Consider the following 19,042-nt stretch of genomic DNA (forward strand, 5'->3'; position numbering starts at 1 on the left):
CCTGTTTTTTATAATAATGGTGATAACAACCTAGAAGTTGATTCAAAAATTCTTTGAATTATTGGCCGTTGATTAAATTCCTCAACTTTAATTTGCTTTGAAATTTGGATATCTTCCTTAAAATCATTCACTAAGGTTCTGGTACTGTCTGTTTTATATAAGAATGCATTAATCTCAAAATTCAAATGAAAGCTTCTCATATCCATATTAGCTGTACCAATTGATGCTAGTTGAGAGTCGACAATGACAATTTTGCTATGCATAAATCCCTTTTCATATTCATATATCTTCACACCTGCCTCAAGCAATATCGGAAAATAGGACCTAGAAGCATAGAAAACAATTCTCTTATCTGGACGCTTTGGTACAAGAATCCTCACATCGATTCCACTTAAGGCAGCAATTTTTAATGCAGATAATATATCTTCATCAGGAATAAAATAAGGCGAACTAATCCAAATCGATTCTTTCGCAGAGATAATCATGGAAAAGAATAAATTCTTAATGATCTCCCACTCATTATCTGGTCCCCCAGCAATCATTTGTACCCCACCAAAGTTCCTACCTTCTACTAATTGTGGAGATAGATAATCTTGAGTTAAACGAGCCTCCCCAGTCATATAATGCCAATCCTGCATAAAGATTAACTGTAATGTTCGAACAGCCTCCCCCTTAACCAACAAGTGAGTGTCTCTCCAAAATCCAAAATAAGGATTTTTCCCTAAATATTCATCCCCAATATTTAAGCCACCAACAAACCCAATCGTTCCATCAATGACAATTATTTTCCGGTGATTTCGAAAGTTAATTTTATTATTTAAGTAAGGAAGCCTCACTGGTGAGAAAGGAATCATTTTCACACCAACTGATTTAAGCTCCTCTATATAAGATTTTGATAGCTTCCAACTGCCAACAGCATCGTAAAGGAAGCGAACCTCCACACCATTTCTTGCTCGATCGATCAAAATTGACTTTAATTTCTGGCCGACTTGATCATGCCTGACAATATAATATTCTAAATGGATATGATGAGTTGCTTTACTTAACGCTTCGAAGATACTAGAGTAGGTTTCCTCACCATTGGTAAGTACCTTTGTTTCAGATTCAAAAGAAATAGGACTTTTCGCAAGCTTATGTGCTAAGCGAAATAGCAGCTGCTGATGGTCACCCATATGTCCAATTTTATCTTCGGTATGATCAATATTGCCTTCAAATTTTAAGAACGTCTCCTCATCAAACAAAGCCTTTTGTCTAAATAGCTTTTTTTTACGATAATTCCTACCAAACAATATGTAAAAGAAGAAGCCCAGTAACGGAAAGCTTCCTAGCACGACTAACCATGTTAACGTTTGTGTTGGTCGCCTATTTTCTAAAAAGATAACAGAACCTATAAAAATAACTGAGAATGTTATTAGGATACTTAATAAACCCAATAGCCAACCTTCCCAATAACTTTTAGTAAAGTACATAAGGAGAAAAAGTGAAATAAGAAATAGTAGTATTTGGATTGTGTTTTTCAAACATTCACCTTCTTCTTTTCTTTATTTATTGTTAAAAAAGCCGATTTCAAGGATTGAAATCGGACTTATTTATGTGGAAAGTAATGACTTATTTCTTCAAGTGCATTTTCTTTCATTATTTCTTTTCCATATTCAATGAGTCGATGGATGGTCATTGATGACTCATTACCGTACTCAAGCACAATGCTGAGCAAATTCTCTAGCTCTTCTTCGCTGTAGAATTCTTCATTAAATTCAATATATAGATAGTACTTACCCTCATAGGAATGTAGGCTATTTACTAAATGTTCGAGAGTTGTTCGATGTGATAAAGAAATCACATCCTCAAAATCATTAAAATGAATTAAAAATTGAAAGTGCTCTTCATCCAGTTTATCGAATGTTGATTCATCAAAGGCTTTCGTATTGAACTGTGAATCCAATAATGATTCAATCTTCTCATCTACAGGAAATTTATCATCAACAGGTATCTCGAATTTATGACCCTCTTTAGCTTGCTGAGCTCTAGTGACTAAGACTTCTAGTCCCTTATCAAGTGCCTGAATTTGAATCCATAATGGTCCTTCTACAGTGAATTCTTCTTCTTGGTGAACTTCATCCATCATTTCCCAGAAAAGTTCTTCACTTTTCTCGCGGTTGTACCAAATTTCATCACGATCAAATCCGCGTTCTTCTATATCAACATACGAGATATAAAACTTTACAGTGTGTTCATTAATTCGTTCAATCTCCATCCTTAGTCTCTCCCTTCTAGCTCATATTTGAAGGGACAATAACCCCCGAGCATAATGCTCTTATCACCTTACCCAAAATTGATGTTAGGTAACCTTAAATATAATAAATTATCTTGTACTTTATTTTATGATAGAACGTTAAAGAATGGAAATAAAAATACCTAATTTATCAAAAACAATCATTTGCCCTAAATGAATAATTGTTTTTTATATTATAATATATCGCCCATTTTATTGAAAGAAATAAGTCACAAGGAAGTGTCATATCTTTGTCCATCTTTTTCTATATATATATAAGTGATAAGAAAAGGGAGGCAGTAAAAAATTGGAGCTAGAATTAATAACATCAATCTTGATCATTATTGGAATTGACATTGTACTTGGTGGAGATAATGCCATTGTTATCGCCTTAGCCTGCAGAAACCTCCCGGAAAAACAGCGAAATAAAGCGATAGTTCTTGGAGCTGTACTAGCAATCATTTTACGAATCATTTGTACAATACTTGCTGTATTTCTACTAAAAGTTCCATTTCTACAGTTTGTTGGTGGCTGTTTTTTAATTTTGATTGCCTATAAATTACTAACTGACCACCATGAAGAAGAAAATAAAATACGTGCAGGTGTCAGCTTAAGTGCTGCAGTTAAAACAATTGTTATCGCGGATTTAGTGATGGGACTTGATAATGTAATTGCAGTTGCAGGAGCTGCACATGGAAGAATTCATCTTGTTGTATTAGGTTTAATTGTTTCTATTCCGATTATTATCTGGGGAAGTAAGCTGATCTTATTTATCATGGAGCGTTTCCCTATATTTATTTATGCTGGTGCAGCCATTTTAGCATATACAGCTGGTAAGATGATTGTTCATGAGGAAAGATTAAGCCATTTATCTAATCAATATGAAGATTTATTTAGTTTTCTTCCATTTTTAATTATTTTTTGTGTAATAGCATTTGGTTATCTATCAAACAAAATGAGAATGAACTACTCTACAAAATAAAAAAACTTCTAATGTGAAATACTCACATTAGAAGCTTTATCTTAGTTAACTAAACGTTGTGCTTCACGTAGTTGGAATGTGCGAACTTTTCTTGGTAAGAAACGACGAATTTCATCTTCGTTGTATCCAACCTGCAATCTCTTCTCATCAATAATGATTGGTCGTCTTAATAACCCAGGATTCTTTTGAATTAATTCATACAGATCCTGTAAAGGCATTGACTCTAGATTCACATTTAGTTTTTGAAATATTTTTGAACGAGTTGAAATAATCTCATCCGTTCCGTCCTCTGTCATTCGAAGAATTTCTTTAATTTCTTCAATTGATAATGTCTCAGAGAATATATTTCTTTCTACATATGAGATATGATGCTCCTCGAGCCATGACTTCGCTTTTCTACAAGACGTACAGCTTGGTGATGTGTAAAGAGTAACCATTAATCTATCACTCCTTTTGGATAAATTGATATATGGTACAGTTAGAAAGTGAATTTCTAACATTTTATATACTGATTTCCCTTAATTAAAATAAATTTAATTAAGTAATTTCTCTTAATTATTATACAACAAATTAGTAGATAAAGATATAGCATTTCACAAAATAACTATAAAACTTATCCAATTATAGAACGACAATTTTCTCAAATAGAACCGTATGTATGATAACAAAAGGCTGTTTTCTCAAAGATTGCTGTTTTTTGAGGTGAATTAGTTGAGAATAGATTTCTAGCAGACTGAATACACAGGGGACTCCCGTGGGACTAGTTGGCTCCCACAGGACGCGGAGTGTATTCAGGCTGCGGTATCAAAAGCAACAATATATACGAAATCAGCCTAACAAAAAAAGGACTGTACAAGTTATTTTAACATGAAAATGGGACCAGTTGATGAATTTCCCCTTTTAATTATGTAACATATCGCATAAAATGAAAATAGGACTTAGATAAGGTTGGAGGGGTACAATGTTAAGTTACATATTTGATTTCACAATAGTAGCCATTCTTGTAATCGGTATCACTGCCCTTATTGGGGTTATTTCAAATGGAGTTGGGATAAACCTTTTAGGTGGAAAGACAAAATCAGAATTTGTGGACCAATCAACCAAAATGCAAGCAGGTTGGAAAAACGTTGGTGGACAAAATAAATAATGCTTGCCAACCAAAAGGATGACTTTTGGTTGGCTTTTTTTAAGGTGTATAATCTACTCCAACTGTATAATCATTTGACGCATTCCAGATGAGAAATTCTTGTATCCCATTCTCATTTAGTGCTTTTATTTGAGCTTCCACTTCTTCTTTCCCATAAACAGTGTAATTCCCTTTTCCTAACCAACTAGCAGTGAAATCTTGAATCCAAGGACGGGAAATAGGTCTATTGTCTAATTCATTCAATCGTTTATTTTCAAGCTTTGCATACTCACTAACAAGCCTGTATGGTTCAAGGTCTGGCTTAGCTATTCCAAAAAAACTGGTCCAATGACTTGGATAAATCATTGAAGATATGACATCTACATTCTTTGCTATTTTTGTGAAGTTTTGGCCAATTCCAGGTGCTTCTGGTAACGTTGCAGAATAGCCAAAGATATCAACAGAAACCTTTACGTCATATGGTTCTAATTTTGTTTTAGCATATTCCACGAATTCAGAAATGGCTTGAACACGTTTCTTACTATTCTTTTCATTACCTTGCTGATATTCTCCATATTGATATTTCAGCATAGTATCTTTCTTTTCAAATCCTTCTGGGAATCGTACGTAATCAAATTGGATTTCTTTAAAGCCTAATTTCGCAGCTTCAATTGCGATTCCAATGTTATAATCCCATACCTCTTTCACAAAAGGATTAACAAAGGACTCTCCTCGATTATTCTTCCATACCTTCCCTTGATCAAGAAAAGACCATTCAGGTTTTTTTTGAGCAAGTACTGTATCTTTAAATACAACAACTCTTGCAATTGGATAGATTTTTTTATTAGCTAATGTTTCCAATAATTCTCGTGGATTTTTTATATTGTTTTTTCCAATAGTAGAATAGATTGATTCTTTTTCAGGAGTATAGGTTAAGTTTCCATGATCATCTTTTATATCAATAACCATTGAATTTAAATCACTTTCCTCTATGAGTGACATTAATTGATTAAATTTCGGCCCAGTTATTGAATGGCTTGTTACATATATACCTCTAACTGCCTCCGGATAATCAAAGGATAGTCCTGAATCAAACATAAAGCGAGCAAGGTCAATTGGCAAATCCCTTTTACTTACATCATTTACTTTTACTGAATGTTTCCCCACTTCCCTTTCATTATCGTTTGCAAAACCGACATAAGGAGCAAGAAACATAGTAAACATCATGATAAACATACATACAAGATTGAGACTAAATCGCAACATTAGACACTCCTTCCTTGTAATGTAAATGTTGTGAACAAATGAAATGTGTAATTACTATTATTGTTATCCCCTTACAATTAATTATAAGTTACTATTTCTGTTAGTTATTCCATATAATATCGCGAACTGTTTGGACAAAAAAAAAAGGCAGGCACAAATAGTTGTGACAGCCTCAATATCTTATTTATTATACAATTCCTTGTAAGCCTTAAATTCCTTTTCAGAACAAGATACAAAGTGACCTGGTCTTACTTCTCTAAGCTGAACCTGATCTTCAGGACCATATCCATGTTCTTCTGGCTGATAGATTAATCTCTTTCTTGTTCTTTCAGACATTGGATCTGGTAAAGGAATCGCAGATAACAATGACTTTGTATAAGGATGAATTGGATTATTGTAGAGATCTTCGCTATCTGCCAATTCCACAATTTGACCAAAATACATTACGCCAATTCGGTCACTAATATATTTTACCATTGATAAATCATGTGCAATAAATAAATAGGTTAATCCCTTTTCCTCTTGCAGCTTCTTCATTAGATTTACAACCTGCGCTTGAATTGATACATCTAAAGCTGAAATTGGTTCATCCGCAATAATAAATTCAGGCTCTACAGCAAGAGCTCTTGCGATACCGATTCTTTGTCTTTGTCCGCCACTGAATTCATGTGGATAACGAGTAGCATGTTCTTTATTTAAGCCGACTGTTTCTAATAAATTATATACTTTTTCCATTCTTTCCTTTTTGCTTGAAGCTAAACCATGAATGTCAATTCCTTCTGCAATAATATCCGCAACTGTCATTCGTGGGTTTAAGCTTGCATAAGGATCCTGAAAAATCATCTGCATTTTACGGTTAAACTGCTTTAAATCTGCTTTAGATTTTTTCCCATGAACATCTTTTCCTTCAAAAAGAACCTGTCCATCAGTAGCTTCATATAAACGAATAATGGTTCTACCAGTGGTTGATTTACCACATCCTGATTCGCCTACAAGGCCAAGAGTCTCACCTTTATAGATGTCAAAGGAAACACCATCAACAGCTTTGACCATATTAGGCTTACCAACATTGAAATACTGCTTCAAGCCTTTGATTTCAACTAATTTTTCTTTCTTTTCCATATTATTCATCCTCCTTAAGTTGTTTCGAACCCTTTATAGAAGATGAAAATATTGCTTGACGCTCTTTAATTCCTTTAGGTGGTTCTACCTTTGGTGCATTTGGATGCAATAACCAAGTAGCTGCGTAATGTGTGTCAGACACTTTGAACATTGGTGGCTCCATTTCGAAATCAATCTTTAATGCATATTCATTTCTTGCAGCAAATGCATCACCTTTAGGAGGATTTAATAAATCAGGAGGCGTTCCTGGTATTGCATATAACTCACCAGCTGAATCTAGGCTAGGCATTGAACTTAATAATCCCCATGTATATGGGTGCTGTGGGTTATAGAATACTTCATCTACCGTTCCGATTTCACAAATCCTTCCTCCATACATGACAGCAACACGATCTGCTACATTAGCTACAACACCTAAGTCATGTGTGATGAAAATGATTGACGTATTGATTTTCTTTTGGATGTCCTTCATTAATTCAAGGATTTGAGCCTGAATGGTTACATCTAACGCTGTAGTTGGTTCATCCGCAATTAACACTTTTGGATTACAAGCTAGGGCTATAGCAATAACAACACGTTGTCTCATTCCACCTGAAAACTGATGAGGATATTGATCAAAACGCGCCTCTGGCTTGGGAATCCCAACAAGCTTTAGCAGATCTATTGCTTTTTCCTTTGCAGCACCTTTACTAAGGTTTTGATGAATTAATAAACCTTCCATAATTTGAACGCCAATTTTCATCGTAGGATTCAATGAGGTCATTGGATCCTGGAAAATCATTGAAATCTCTTTTCCACGAATTTTTTGCATTTCCTTCTCACTAGCCGCCGCTAAATCTTTGCCATTAAAAATAATTTCTCCTTGCTTCACTCTGCCGACACCCTCTGGTAGCAATCCCATGATTGTCTTGGTTGTCACAGATTTACCTGAGCCTGACTCACCAACTATCGCTAGTGTTTCACCCTTGATCAAGTCGAAATCCACACCTCTAATCGCTTTGACCTCGCCTGCGAATGTATCAAAAGATACATGTAAATTATTTACTTCGAGTATTTTTTCCATATAGACTCACCTACCTTTTTTAGTCACGCATTTTTGGATCCAATGCATCACGTAGTCCATCTGCCATTAAATTAAATGCAATCATTAATGCACTTATTATAATTGCAGGAAAGATCATTATATGAGGAAATATTTGAATGGATTTATAGCCGTCTTCAATTAAAGTTCCAAGTGATGCTGTTGGTGGTTGTAATCCTAGTCCAATAAAGCTCAAGAATGCTTCGAAGAAGATCGCACTTGGAATAGTAAACATTGTGTTAATAATGATTACTCCAGTTACATTTGGAATTAGATGTTTCCCAATGATTTTTCGATCCTTTGCACCTAATGTTTTAGAAGCTAATACGAACTCTTGATTTTTCAACTTTAGAATCTGTCCACGAACAATTCGGGCCATACCAACCCAACCGGTTATCGTTAAAGCAATCGTAATTGAGAGGATACCTGGGTCTAATACGAGAATCATTAGAATAACGACTACCAGGTTTGGGATTCCTACTAGAACTTCAATAATACGTTGCATAACGTTATCTACACGTCCACCGTAATATGCAGAAATACCTCCATAAGCAACACCTATAATCATATCAATGACTGCAGCTAACAACGCAATATATAAAGAAATCTGCGTACCTGACCAAACACGAGTCCATAAATCACGACCAAGCCCGTCAGTTCCAAACCAAAAATAATCATCGATTCCTTTTTGTGCATATACATCAACTTCTCCACTACCATCAGGAGCTTCCATCTTTCCATCTAACCCTAACCATCCAATATGCTCAAGTACTGGCACTTTTGGAGGAAGCTTAGCACGGGATAGATTTTGATCATCAAATCCGTGACTATTCATCATCGGACCGAAGAGTGCAAATATCGCAATGATTATTAATAGAATCAGTCCAAAGATAGCAGCTTTGTTCTTTCTTAAGCTTCTCCAAGCATCCTGCCAATAGGTTAAGCTTGGTTTCGCTATTTCTTCGCCTTTTGTGCTATCCAAATGGGCTGGCTCAAATAGTTCTTTCGGTAAATTATTTGTTGATTCCTTCATTACTTTTTACCTCCAGCCAAACGTATACGTGGATCAATAACTCCATAAAGGATGTCCACAACTAATACGATAAAAATAAATAATGCAGCAAAGAAAAGTGTTGTTCCCATAATTACTGGATAGTCATTAGAAGTGATTGAACGAACGAATTGTTCTCCTAATCCAGGAATTGAGAAGATTTTCTCAATAACCAAAGAACCAGTCATTAAACTAACTGCTAATGGTCCCATTACTGTAATAATCGGAATTAATGCATTTCTTAAAGCGTGCTTGAAAGCAATCTTAAAAGGACGTACTCCTTTTGCTCTTGCTAATAATATATAATCTGAATTCAATACTTCAATCATCTCAGACCTCATAAATCTTGCTGTCGTTGCTAAAGGGAACATCGCTAACGCAATCGTTGGAAGAATGGTATATTCAAACCCTTCCCAGAAAGCAACTGGAAACCATCCAAGCTTTACAGCTACAAAGTATTGTAGTAAACCAGCAAATACAAAAGAAGGCACCGATTTACCCGATACTGCAAAAATCGTTGAACCATAATCATAAATGGTATTCTGTTTAAGAGCAGCAAGAATACCTAATAAAACCCCAATAACTGTTCCAAACAATAGTGATTGAAAGCCAAGATAAGCTGATGGCCCAATACGATCAAGGATTAAACCAGTTACATCTCTGCCATCAAATTGAAAGGATACCCCTAAATCACCTTGGACAAGGTTCCCCATATATTTTAAATATTGTACTGGTAGTGGATCATCTAATCCATACTTCGCTTTAACAATTGCTTGCTGCTGCTCAGTCATTTTATCTTCAGCAGTAAATGGAGTACCTGGCATTAGCTTCATTAAAAAGAAGGTAGCAGATGCAATGATAAATAAAGTAATTAACATAAATAATACTCGTTGAAATAAGTATTTAACCAACTCAGTACACCTCCTATTTCAATAATTCATTTATTAGTACAGAAAAAACAAAAAACAGAACTGAGTAAAAGTTCCTAAATTTCATTTCTTGTGATAATTCAATCTAATAAAATTTTCTAACTTTTTCGTTATACTGAAAAAGAGGATAACCAGCTTAAGATTCATGTCTAGTTCACTGTGGTTTACACTAGACACTATCTTAGCAATGAAGTCATCCTCTTTTTATACAATTTTTTAAGGCCTACCTACTTTTCAATCGTAGTCCATTTGAATGAATAATCAGGTCCAAATGAATGGATGTACAAATTCTTCACATATGGTCTTAATAATTGAGATGTACCTCTTTGGTAAAGTGGTCCAATCGCCGCATCTTCTTCTAAAAGAATTCGTTCAGCTTCTTGCATTGCTTCAAAACGTGCAACAGGATCATCCGCTAAAGTAGTTCTAGCTTCTTCAATTAAACGGTCATATTCAGGATTTGAATAACCCATTTTATTGTTTGGACCATCAGTTACGAATAAATCAGCAAATGACATGGCATCTAAATAATCTGGTCCCCACCCTGCCACTTGAATATCATAATCCAAGTTAGTATCTAAATCTAAGCGTTGCTTAAATGGTACATTCTTCAATTTGATTGTTAATCCAGGTAAATTTGTTTCAAGCTGATTTTTGATAAATTCTTGCATCTTTACAGCTGTTTCAGTATCTCCACCAAGAATTTCAATTGTTACTGAATCTGTACCTAATTTCTCAAGCCCTTGATTCCAATACTCTTTTGCTTGTTCAACATTATATGTGTTGAAGTCACCATTTTTCGCACGGAAATCTTCGTTTGTTTCAGGATGAGAAACAAAATCAGCAGGAACTAGATAGTTTGCTGGAATAGATCCGTTATTCAAAATAACATCAGCCATACCTTGCTTATCAATAGCCATTGAAATGGCTCTGCGAATATTTACTTCTGTTAAAGCTTCATTACGTGTTTGATTATACTTAAACCAGAATACTGTAGGTTCACCATAGGAGAAGAAATCTGCATGTGAACGATATTTATCAACAAATTCAGAAGATAATGCACCTGACATGTCAACCTTATTTGTGTCATATAATCCTACAGATGTAGCTGGGTCCTTTACAACTCTAACATCAACTGTTTCAAGAGTTACTGCATCTGCATCCCAGTAATCTTCACTTTTCTTCATTACCCAGCCTACTTCATGCTCCCAGCTTGAAAAAACAAAAGGACCATTGTAGATCATTTGATCAACTTCTAAAGCATATTTGTCACCTTGTTCAGTAACAAAGGCTTCATTTTGTGGGAAGAATGTTGGGAATGTCATTAACGTATCGAAATATGGAACAGGACGTTCTAATGTAACTTCAAAAGTTGTGTCATCAACTGCCTTTACACCTAACTCTTCAGCAGCTAAATTACCTTCAGCGATTTCCGCTGCATTTTTCACTACACCAGCCATCATGTACGGACCATACTCAGAAGCCGTATCAGGGTTAACTGCACGTTGCCATGCAAAAACGAAATCATGCGCTGTTACTTTTTCTCCATTTGACCAAGTTGCGTCATCACGAAGATTGAATGTGTATACCGTACCATCTTCACTAACTACATGGTCGATTGCAACACCTTGAACTGGCTTGTTGTTTTCATCAAGACGATATAATCCTTCGTATACTTGATTCATTACATTAAATGCGACTGCATCTGTTGCCATCACTGTATCCATTGTTGGAATTTCCGCAGTTTCAAGAATCTTTAACTCTTGCTTCACATCTTCAGATGCTGCATTTCCATTATCTTGTGAATCGTTGTTACCTGTACCACAAGCTGTTAAAACCATAGTGAAGATAACCGATAACACAATCAATAGTAAGTATTTTTGTGTTTTCATTATTTATGTCCTCCTTTTATTATTCCAATAAAGCAAATCCGTTTTTAAGGTTGCAGAAATAATTATACATTTTAAATATTACACATGCATTGGTTTTTTTTGGACCTTTAACAAAGAAGGTTGATTTATCAAGGAATCCGACCTATAAAATAGGTAAAAAGACCTATATAAATCATTTTAAATTATCAGTAAATTTTGGTTTTAAATTTCCTTCTATGTATTATTATGTAAAAAAACCAATAATTTTATATTCTCATATAATTTAGACCATTACTTCGAAATTATACTGAAAAATCATATAACTTTACTGTCATTTTTCATAACGTTATAATGAAGAAATCAAACAAAATGGAGCCATGAAAATGAAGAATAAACGATTAAGACCAATCATATATACCTTGATCACGATATTTATCATATTAGTGATTTCAATGTTTATTTATCAACAACTTTCACTACTACATTTTATAAACTTAACATTTATCTTTTCAGCTGTTTTTATACTACTGTCCCTTTTTATTTTTGTTACAAAGAAAGGTTTTTTCGATGGAATTACGATATCATTTAGAAAATTTTATAAGCATACAACAAGATTAAATGAATTAGACAATGAATTAGATGAAATGCGATTACCTTCAGAGCAAATCCCGGGAATGACTTTCTCTACTTTATTTATAACTGGATTACTATTACTCATTATCATGTTCATAGCAATAATATTCTATTGATGATTGCAACTAACTGAAAACTTTTATATACTATATATAATTAAAAAAGCGACATGCAATGATGAAGATTAGTACACACTCTAACCATTTTTAGAGAGCTTGTGGGTGGTGCAAACAAGTAATGGCGACTGTGGAATGGACTTTTTAGCATCTTTACTGAAACCATGAGTATGTGAAGACGATTAACCTTACGTTACAAGGTTTCCGTTTCAAACGTAAACGGAACTAAGTGATTTCGACTACTCGAAATAACTAGGGTGGCAACGCGGTAACCATTCGTCCCTATTCCTATATAGGGGCGAGTGGTTTTTTTATGCAAAAAAACAATAATCAGGAGTGTGGAAGAAATGAAAACGATTTTCTCAGGCATCCAGCCAAGCGGATCAGTAACATTAGGAAATTATATCGGTGCAATGAAGCAATTTGTTGAATTACAGGAGCACAACAATTGCTATTTCTGTATAGTAGATCAACATTCTATAACCGTTCCACAAGACCGACTTGAGTTAAGAAAAAACATCAAAAGTTTAGCAGCTCTCTATCTTGCTATCGGTATTGATCCTTCTAAATCAACATTATTTATTCAATCAGAGGTTCCTGCACATGCACAGGCTGGATGGATGTTACAGTGTGTAGCATATATCGGTGAATTAGAACGTATGACTCAATTTAAAGATAAGTCATCAGGGAAGGAAGCCGTTTCAGCTGGTCTATTAACATACCCACCTTTAATGGCTGCTGACATTTTGTTATATAATACTGAGGTCGTTCCTGTTGGAGAAGATCAAAAGCAACACCTTGAGTTAACTCGTGATCTTGCAGAACGTTTTAACAAGAAATATAATGATATCTTCACAATTCCCGAGGTACGCATACCAAAGGATGGAGCTAGAATCATGTCGCTGCAAGACCCTACTAAAAAAATGAGTAAATCTGATCCAAACACAAAATCATTTATCACCCTTTTAGATGATCCAAAACAAATTGAAAAGAAAATCAAAAGCGCAGTGACAGATTCTGATGGAATTGTTGAATACAATCGTGAAGATAAACCAGGCATTACGAATCTTTTAAGCATTTACTCAGTATTAACAAATGAATCAATTGACTCGTTAGTTAAGAGATATCAAGGAATCGGATATGGCGTTTTTAAAGCAGATTTAGCTGAAGTCGTCATTAATACACTTAAACCAATTCAAGATAAATACAACTATTACATTCAATCAGATGAATTAGACTCCATTCTTGACCAAGGTGCTGAAAAAGCAAACTTCGTCGCATCAAAAACCATTAAGAAAATGGAAAACGCAATGGGATTAGGTCGTAAAAGAAAGTAAAGACGCTAAATAATTTATAAAATAAAGTTTCAAGCAGACTGAATACACGGAGACTCCCCCCGTGGGAAAAGTGAGCAAAGTGAGATCCCACAGGACGCGGAGTGTATTCAGGCTGCGGCAATAAAAGCAACAATTTATGAAAAACGCCACTAAAAAAACTAAGGAGTGACCTACGTCACTCCTTAGTTTACTTTTGGCTCATGCTCCATTTCCCATAGCTTTTCAAAAAATGGCTGTCCCTTTATTAGGTTTTCACATAATTTCTCATGCTGGCTTGTCCACCCAAGTCTCGTTTCATGATAGAGTTGTTCCCAAGCCTCCTGAAAATCCATATGCTGTATCATCTCGTATTTCAATGGATCCCACTCCGTATACCAATACCGTACTTCTGCCACATTTTTCGTTGATTGTAATTGATCTAGTGCCATATACAATAACTGCTTTAGTTGTCTTTCTTTACGAGTAAGTCCTGCCATTTCAACTGGAGATGGAGATAAAATATGATACTCTTTTCCTTTTGAATTAGTCATCACATCATATGAATATTCAATGCTTTCCTGATCACTGATCATATCATATACAAGCTGTTCTTGCCTTGGAATTAACCTACTCTTCCTGATTGGCAAATTATATCCGATTGTATCAATGGCAAGAATGCCTTGTCCATCAGTGACAATAAAGCAATAATCTAGTTGAATTCTCTCATGATTTTTCCGCACATATGCCTTTTGATGAACATCTTTTAAGAGCTGGCCTGGCAATTCCACTAAATCATTTTCAATATAATCAAATAATAGTGAATCAATTTTTAGCAAAGGGACCTGATCCAAGAGCTCTACACTATCGTCCTTGCGCCATTCATGAAAGTGACACACGTTGTAGCCATTCTCTTCGCCTTCAAACCAATTTACCCAAATATCATGAAGATATAACATTTTCTACCCCTCACTTCAACCGTTTGTCAACAGTATAGGCAGACCTTAAAAAAATTATTCCAAATTATTCATATAATGTATTTTTTAACTTATCATTTATTCGATTTCATTTGATCGATTTGAAGGAAAATAGATACTAAATGATATAATGATTATTCCAAGGGGTAGCAACAAGCATTCGAATCGATAGATGATAAATTGTAAATATTCTACTAGATTACTCCCTGTAGCAAGCATATTCAAATAAGCAATAATACTTATCCCACCAGCTATCGATAGTCCAAAACCAATTAAAAAGATAAATAACCTAAAGATCATAGTAGCATGGATACCTACTCCCCCTACACTTGTCCACCTAATCCATACATATGATTCAATCAATGATTTATGACTTTTTCAATTGAAAAAAACAAAGGCTGTTTTCTCAATGTTTGTTGTTTTATGAGATAAATTAATTGAAAATAGATTTCTAGCAACCTGAATACACGGGTACTCCCGTGGGATACGTTGGCTCCCACAGGACGCGGAGTGTATTCAAAGCAACAATATATACGAAAACAGCCAAAACAAAAAAAGCCAAGAGAAATCTCTCGACTTTTTTAATGTTCATATGTGTTTGTCTATTAATCATTTACTTTTGGGTCTAACGCATCACGAAGGCCGTCACCAACAAAGTTAAAGCATAATACTGTAATTAAAATCATTAACCCTGGAAATAAAGGATACCACCATGCAGTTAACATAATCGTAAAGTTCTGAGCATCCTGAAGCATATTCCCCCAGCTTGGTGTTGGTGGTTGGATTCCTAAACCAAGATAGCTAAGTGCTGATTCGGCTAAGATTACTCCACCTATTTGTAATGATGCTGATACAATTATTGGTCCCATCGCATTTGGTAGAATGTGAGAGAAAATAATGGTATGACTGCGTGTACCAATTGTCTTAGAAGCTAAAACAAATTCACGTGTTCTTAATGATAGGAACTCACCACGCACTAAACGCGCCGTACCCATCCATCCTGTTAAAGCAAAGATTAAAATTAGCTTATCTACACCTGGTTGGAAGATTGTAACTAAAGTTATTAATAGGAAAATACTTGGAATCGAAAGTAAGATATCGACAAATCGCATTAAGATTGCATCTAGCTTCCCACCAAAATATCCTGCTAATGCCCCTACAAGTGTTCCAATTGTAATTGCTCCAAATACTGATGCAAAACCAACTAATAAAGAAATTCTTGCTCCAAATAACAGACGAGTTAATAAATCACGGCCAAACTTATCAGTTCCTAATAAATATTCTGAACTTGGTGGTTTTAATTTATCGAGTAATCGTTGCTCTTCAAATGAATGAGGTGCAATCCATGGTGCAAATATTGCTGCAAGGATAATAATAGATAGGATTATACCACCAATTACCGCTAATTTATTTCTCAAAAACTTTGTTACTATTATTTTTGTCATTGTATCAGGTTTATTTTTAATCCCCTGGTTTAAAGCCACATTAGGGGTACCTGGTGTTAAGTTTGTTTGTGCCATTTAAAAGCTGCCCCCTTCTTAGTACTCAATTCGTGGATCAAACACAGCGTATAATATATCTGCTATTAGATTTCCTATTATAACAAAAACGGCTGAAATAACAGTTAGAGCCATAATAACAGGATAATCACGTTGGAAGGCTGAATCAAAGAATAACTTTCCAATTCCTGGCCATGAGAATACTTGCTCTACAATGACTGACCCTCCAATAAATGTTGGAAGCATTAAACCAAAGATCGTAATAACAGGAATCAAACCATTTCGTAAGCCATGCTTATAAATTACTTTACTTTCTCTAAATCCTTTTGCACGAGCTGTTCTCATGTAATCTTGTCTAATTACCTCAAGCATACTTGTCCGAGTATATCGAGTTAGTCCTGCCATATCTGCGGTTGCAAGAACAAATGCCGGCAGAATTAAGTGGTGAATACGATCCCAAATGCTAAAAGGGGCATTCAGAGTATGTGTACCGCCCGTCGGGAACCAACCTAAATTTACTGACAAAAACATAATTAAGATAAGTCCGAGCCAAAAGTTCGGGGTGGCTAATCCTAAAAAGGATGTAACCGTAACAGAATAATCAAGCTTGGAGTACGGTCTCGCAGCAGACATTATTCCAAATGGGATGGATATGATGACAGCTAACAATGTTGAAACAACCATTAATAATAGTGTGTTTGGAAGACGATTCATAATCATTTCACTTACAGGCGTACCTTTACGTACAAGAGACGTTCCAAAGTCACCTTTGGCCATATTGCCTAACCACTTAACATATTGAACATGAACTGGCTGATCTAAACCATACTTTTCAATAAATTTCACTCTATTTTCCGGCTTAATATTTGGATCCATCATCATAGCAGTTGGGCCACCTGGAGCCATTTTTACGATTGCAAATGAAAGGATGGTAATTCCAATTAATAAGGGAATAGCCATTAATATTCTACGGATGATATAAGTTGCCATAGCTTATTCTCCTTCTACTAGTAGATTTCTACTCTTTTAGTTTTTGTTTTGGTGGACGGATACCGCCCATGATTAAAGCTTGCTTATTTTTTGTATAACAAAGGGAAGGGAGAACCCTTCCCTTGTTTGTGTTTTTTAGAAAATTACTGAGTTAAAGATTATTCAGCAATCCACCATTTGTGAATGTTGTAGAATTCACTCTTCGCATGGAACTCATACCCTTGAACTTTTTCAGGCATTGCGCGGTGAACGTTTGGATAGTACAAGAAAGTGTAAGCTTGTTCTTCAGCAAGAATCTTGTAGATCTCACCATAGATTTCTTTGTACTCATCTTGATCAAGAATTTGTCTTGCTTCTTCCATTAACTTATCTGCTTCAGCGTTAGAGTACCAGTGCATGTTAAGACCAGCTTCTCTTTGGCTTGTATGGAAGATATCATATTGGTCAGGGAATGTTGACATACTCCAACCTAATACCATTGCATCGAAATCCCAGTTCGGAGCAGAAATTTGCTCAATATAAGCACTCCACTCAACGATTTCAGGTTTTGCTTCAATTCCAACCTCTTTGAATTGTTGTTGTAAAACTACGATAATATCCTCACGGATTTTATTACCTTGGTTTGTTTTGATAGTGAAAGAGAATGGCTCTCCATCTTTATCTAAAATTCCGTCGCCATCTGTATCTTCCCATCCAGCTTCAGCAAGTAAAGCTTTAGCCTTTTCTGGGTCATATTCAAATGTTGGAACATCGTCATTATACGCCCATGATAAAGGAGATTCTGGAAGGTGTGCAACTTCTCCATCACCATTCATAACTGAATCAACAATTGCTTGACGATCAATTGCATGTGTCATTGCTTGACGAACTTTTACATCATTGAAACGTTCTTGCTGTAAATTGAAAGCTAAGAATGTGTAAGATAAACCTAAACCAGATTCAACTTTAATTCCAGGGAATGATTTAACTGTGTCTACATCAGTTCCTGGTACTTCAGTAAAGTCGATATCACCAGCTTGTAATTGTGCTAATAATGCGTTTTGGTCAGGAACAATCTTGTAAGTGATTGAATCCAAATATGGACGGCCATCAAAATAATCTTCATTTGCTACAACTCGTACATATTCTCCATCTCTCCACTCATCAAACTTGAATGGACCAGTACCAATTGGAGATTTTGTATTGAATTCATGCTCACCTAAGTCACCTACAGGTACATCTCCTAAGATATGCTCAGGTAAAATGTAATAGCTTAATGTGATTGAGTGGAAAGTAGCATCCACTTGGTTAAGTTTGAATTCTACAGTGTAGTCATCGATTTTTGTTACTGATTCTAATGATTCGAATGCAGAACCACGCTCACCAGCATAGTCTGGGTCTTTAGGAACACTGAATGTGAATACTACGTCATCAGCGTTAAATTGCTCACCATCATGCCATTTTACATCTTCACGTAATTTAACAGTAAATGTTAAACCATCTTCAGACATTTGAACATCAGTTGCTAAGTCATTAACTGGATTAAATTCAGTGTCTCCACCAACTAATCCATTATAAATGAAACCTTCGATGTCAGAACTAGATACATCTGTTGAATACAAAGCATTGAATAATGTTGGCTCACCAATTGAACCTACGATAAGATCTCCACCAGTAACTGGTTCACCAGTTGGTGCAGCTGTTTCTTCATCTGTACCTTCTTCACCAGCTGGCTTTTCAGTAGCAGTATTACCGCCACCACAAGCAGCTAGAAACATTGACATAGCTAATGTAAGAACTAATAATAGCCATGCAGACTTTCTTAACTTCATTGT

18 protein-coding genes and 1 other annotated feature are annotated in these 19,042 nt (G+C 35.3%); of the genes, 4 read left to right on the forward strand and 14 right to left on the reverse strand.

Annotated elements, in window-relative coordinates; translation table 11 throughout:
* Positions 1 to 8: 8 nt before the first annotated feature.
* Together cls and mecA are read right to left on the reverse strand one after the other, a co-directional pair.
* Positions 9 to 1,520 (reverse strand): cardiolipin synthase, encoded by a 1,512-nt coding sequence (gene cls / locus F7888_RS00855; RefSeq protein WP_191776240.1) that lies wholly within the window; start codon positions 1,518 to 1,520, stop codon positions 9 to 11.
* A gap of 65 nt (positions 1,521 to 1,585) precedes the next feature.
* Positions 1,586 to 2,254: an adaptor protein MecA gene (gene mecA, locus F7888_RS00860; RefSeq protein WP_191776243.1), complete on the reverse strand. Its 669-nt coding sequence runs from the start codon at positions 2,252 to 2,254 to the stop codon at positions 1,586 to 1,588.
* Positions 2,255 to 2,579: 325 nt separating this feature from the next.
* Here mecA and F7888_RS00865 point away from each other — a divergent pair, with 325 nt between their 5' ends.
* Positions 2,580 to 3,254, forward strand: a complete 675-nt coding sequence (locus F7888_RS00865) for a TerC family protein (RefSeq protein ID WP_191776246.1) — start codon at positions 2,580 to 2,582, stop codon at positions 3,252 to 3,254.
* Positions 3,255 to 3,295: 41 nt separating this feature from the next.
* Here the strand turns inward: F7888_RS00865 and spxA are convergent, their stop codons facing one another.
* Entirely contained in the window at positions 3,296 to 3,691 is a 396-nt protein-coding gene (gene spxA, locus F7888_RS00870) for a transcriptional regulator SpxA (protein ID WP_191776249.1), read from the reverse strand.
* Between the two features lie 524 nt (positions 3,692 to 4,215).
* On the opposite strand from spxA, the gene F7888_RS00875 reads away from it, so the two are divergent.
* On the forward strand, positions 4,216 to 4,401 hold the full coding sequence (locus tag F7888_RS00875; protein WP_191776251.1) for a hypothetical protein: 186 nt from the start codon (positions 4,216 to 4,218) through the stop codon (positions 4,399 to 4,401).
* A 39-nt stretch (positions 4,402 to 4,440) separates the two neighbouring features.
* Here the strand turns inward: F7888_RS00875 and F7888_RS00880 are convergent, their stop codons facing one another.
* The 6 genes from F7888_RS00880 to F7888_RS00905 all read right to left on the reverse strand — a co-directional run bounded on the left by F7888_RS00880 (position 4,441) and on the right by F7888_RS00905 (position 11,721).
* Positions 4,441 to 5,646 carry a putative glycoside hydrolase gene (locus F7888_RS00880; RefSeq protein WP_225228524.1) on the reverse strand — a complete coding sequence of 402 codons (1,206 nt, stop codon included), beginning with the start codon at positions 5,644 to 5,646 and terminating at the stop codon, positions 4,441 to 4,443.
* A 180-nt stretch (positions 5,647 to 5,826) separates the two neighbouring features.
* On the reverse strand, positions 5,827 to 6,768 hold the full coding sequence (locus F7888_RS00885) for an ABC transporter ATP-binding protein (protein WP_191776253.1): 942 nt from the start codon (positions 6,766 to 6,768) through the stop codon (positions 5,827 to 5,829).
* 1 nt (position 6,769) lies between these two features.
* On the reverse strand, positions 6,770 to 7,831 hold the full coding sequence (locus F7888_RS00890) for an ABC transporter ATP-binding protein (protein ID WP_191776255.1): 1,062 nt from the start codon (positions 7,829 to 7,831) through the stop codon (positions 6,770 to 6,772).
* A gap of 19 nt (positions 7,832 to 7,850) precedes the next feature.
* On the reverse strand, positions 7,851 to 8,882 hold the full coding sequence (opp3C, locus tag F7888_RS00895; RefSeq protein WP_191776257.1) for an oligopeptide ABC transporter permease: 1,032 nt from the start codon (positions 8,880 to 8,882) through the stop codon (positions 7,851 to 7,853).
* Positions 8,882 to 9,811 (reverse strand): oligopeptide ABC transporter permease, encoded by a 930-nt coding sequence (gene opp3b / locus F7888_RS00900; RefSeq protein ID WP_191776259.1) that lies wholly within the window; start codon positions 9,809 to 9,811, stop codon positions 8,882 to 8,884. Before opp3b ends, opp3C begins: the two co-directional genes overlap by 1 nt.
* A 245-nt stretch (positions 9,812 to 10,056) precedes the next feature.
* On the reverse strand, positions 10,057 to 11,721 hold the full coding sequence (locus F7888_RS00905) for a peptide ABC transporter substrate-binding protein (protein ID WP_191776261.1): 1,665 nt from the start codon (positions 11,719 to 11,721) through the stop codon (positions 10,057 to 10,059).
* 362 nt (positions 11,722 to 12,083) lie between these two features.
* On the opposite strand from F7888_RS00905, the gene F7888_RS00910 reads away from it, so the two are divergent.
* Positions 12,084 to 12,449: a DUF3899 domain-containing protein gene (locus F7888_RS00910; RefSeq protein WP_191776263.1), complete on the forward strand. Its 366-nt coding sequence runs from the start codon at positions 12,084 to 12,086 to the stop codon at positions 12,447 to 12,449.
* A gap of 49 nt (positions 12,450 to 12,498) precedes the next feature.
* Positions 12,499 to 12,736, forward strand: a binding site (T-box leader).
* A 60-nt stretch (positions 12,737 to 12,796) separates the two neighbouring features.
* Positions 12,797 to 13,786 carry a tryptophan--tRNA ligase gene (trpS, locus tag F7888_RS00915; RefSeq protein ID WP_191776266.1) on the forward strand — a complete coding sequence of 330 codons (990 nt, stop codon included), beginning with the start codon at positions 12,797 to 12,799 and terminating at the stop codon, positions 13,784 to 13,786.
* A gap of 182 nt (positions 13,787 to 13,968) precedes the next feature.
* Here trpS and F7888_RS00920 read toward each other — a convergent pair whose 3' ends face one another.
* From F7888_RS00920 to F7888_RS00940, 5 genes are all read right to left on the reverse strand, one after another.
* On the reverse strand, positions 13,969 to 14,721 hold the full coding sequence (locus F7888_RS00920; protein ID WP_191776269.1) for a YjbA family protein: 753 nt from the start codon (positions 14,719 to 14,721) through the stop codon (positions 13,969 to 13,971).
* A 96-nt stretch (positions 14,722 to 14,817) separates the two neighbouring features.
* Positions 14,818 to 15,039, reverse strand: coding sequence for a hypothetical protein (locus tag F7888_RS00925; protein WP_191776272.1), 222 nt, complete (start codon positions 15,037 to 15,039; stop codon positions 14,818 to 14,820).
* 305 nt (positions 15,040 to 15,344) lie between these two features.
* Positions 15,345 to 16,259, reverse strand: a complete 915-nt coding sequence (opp4C, locus tag F7888_RS00930) for an oligopeptide ABC transporter permease (protein WP_191776275.1) — start codon at positions 16,257 to 16,259, stop codon at positions 15,345 to 15,347.
* 18 nt (positions 16,260 to 16,277) lie between these two features.
* A complete protein-coding gene (locus tag F7888_RS00935; RefSeq protein WP_191776278.1) occupies positions 16,278 to 17,228 on the reverse strand; it encodes an ABC transporter permease in 951 nt (316 codons plus the stop codon).
* A 158-nt stretch (positions 17,229 to 17,386) separates the two neighbouring features.
* The gene (locus tag F7888_RS00940; RefSeq protein WP_191776281.1) at positions 17,387 to 19,039 is read right to left on the reverse strand and encodes a peptide-binding protein; all 1,653 of its coding nucleotides are present in this window, start codon (positions 19,037 to 19,039) and stop codon (positions 17,387 to 17,389) included.
* Between the last annotated feature and the right edge of the window lie 3 nt (positions 19,040 to 19,042).

The organism is Litchfieldia stipae, assembly GCF_014837155.1.
Lineage (GTDB): Bacteria > Bacillota > Bacilli > Bacillales > Bacillaceae_L > Litchfieldia.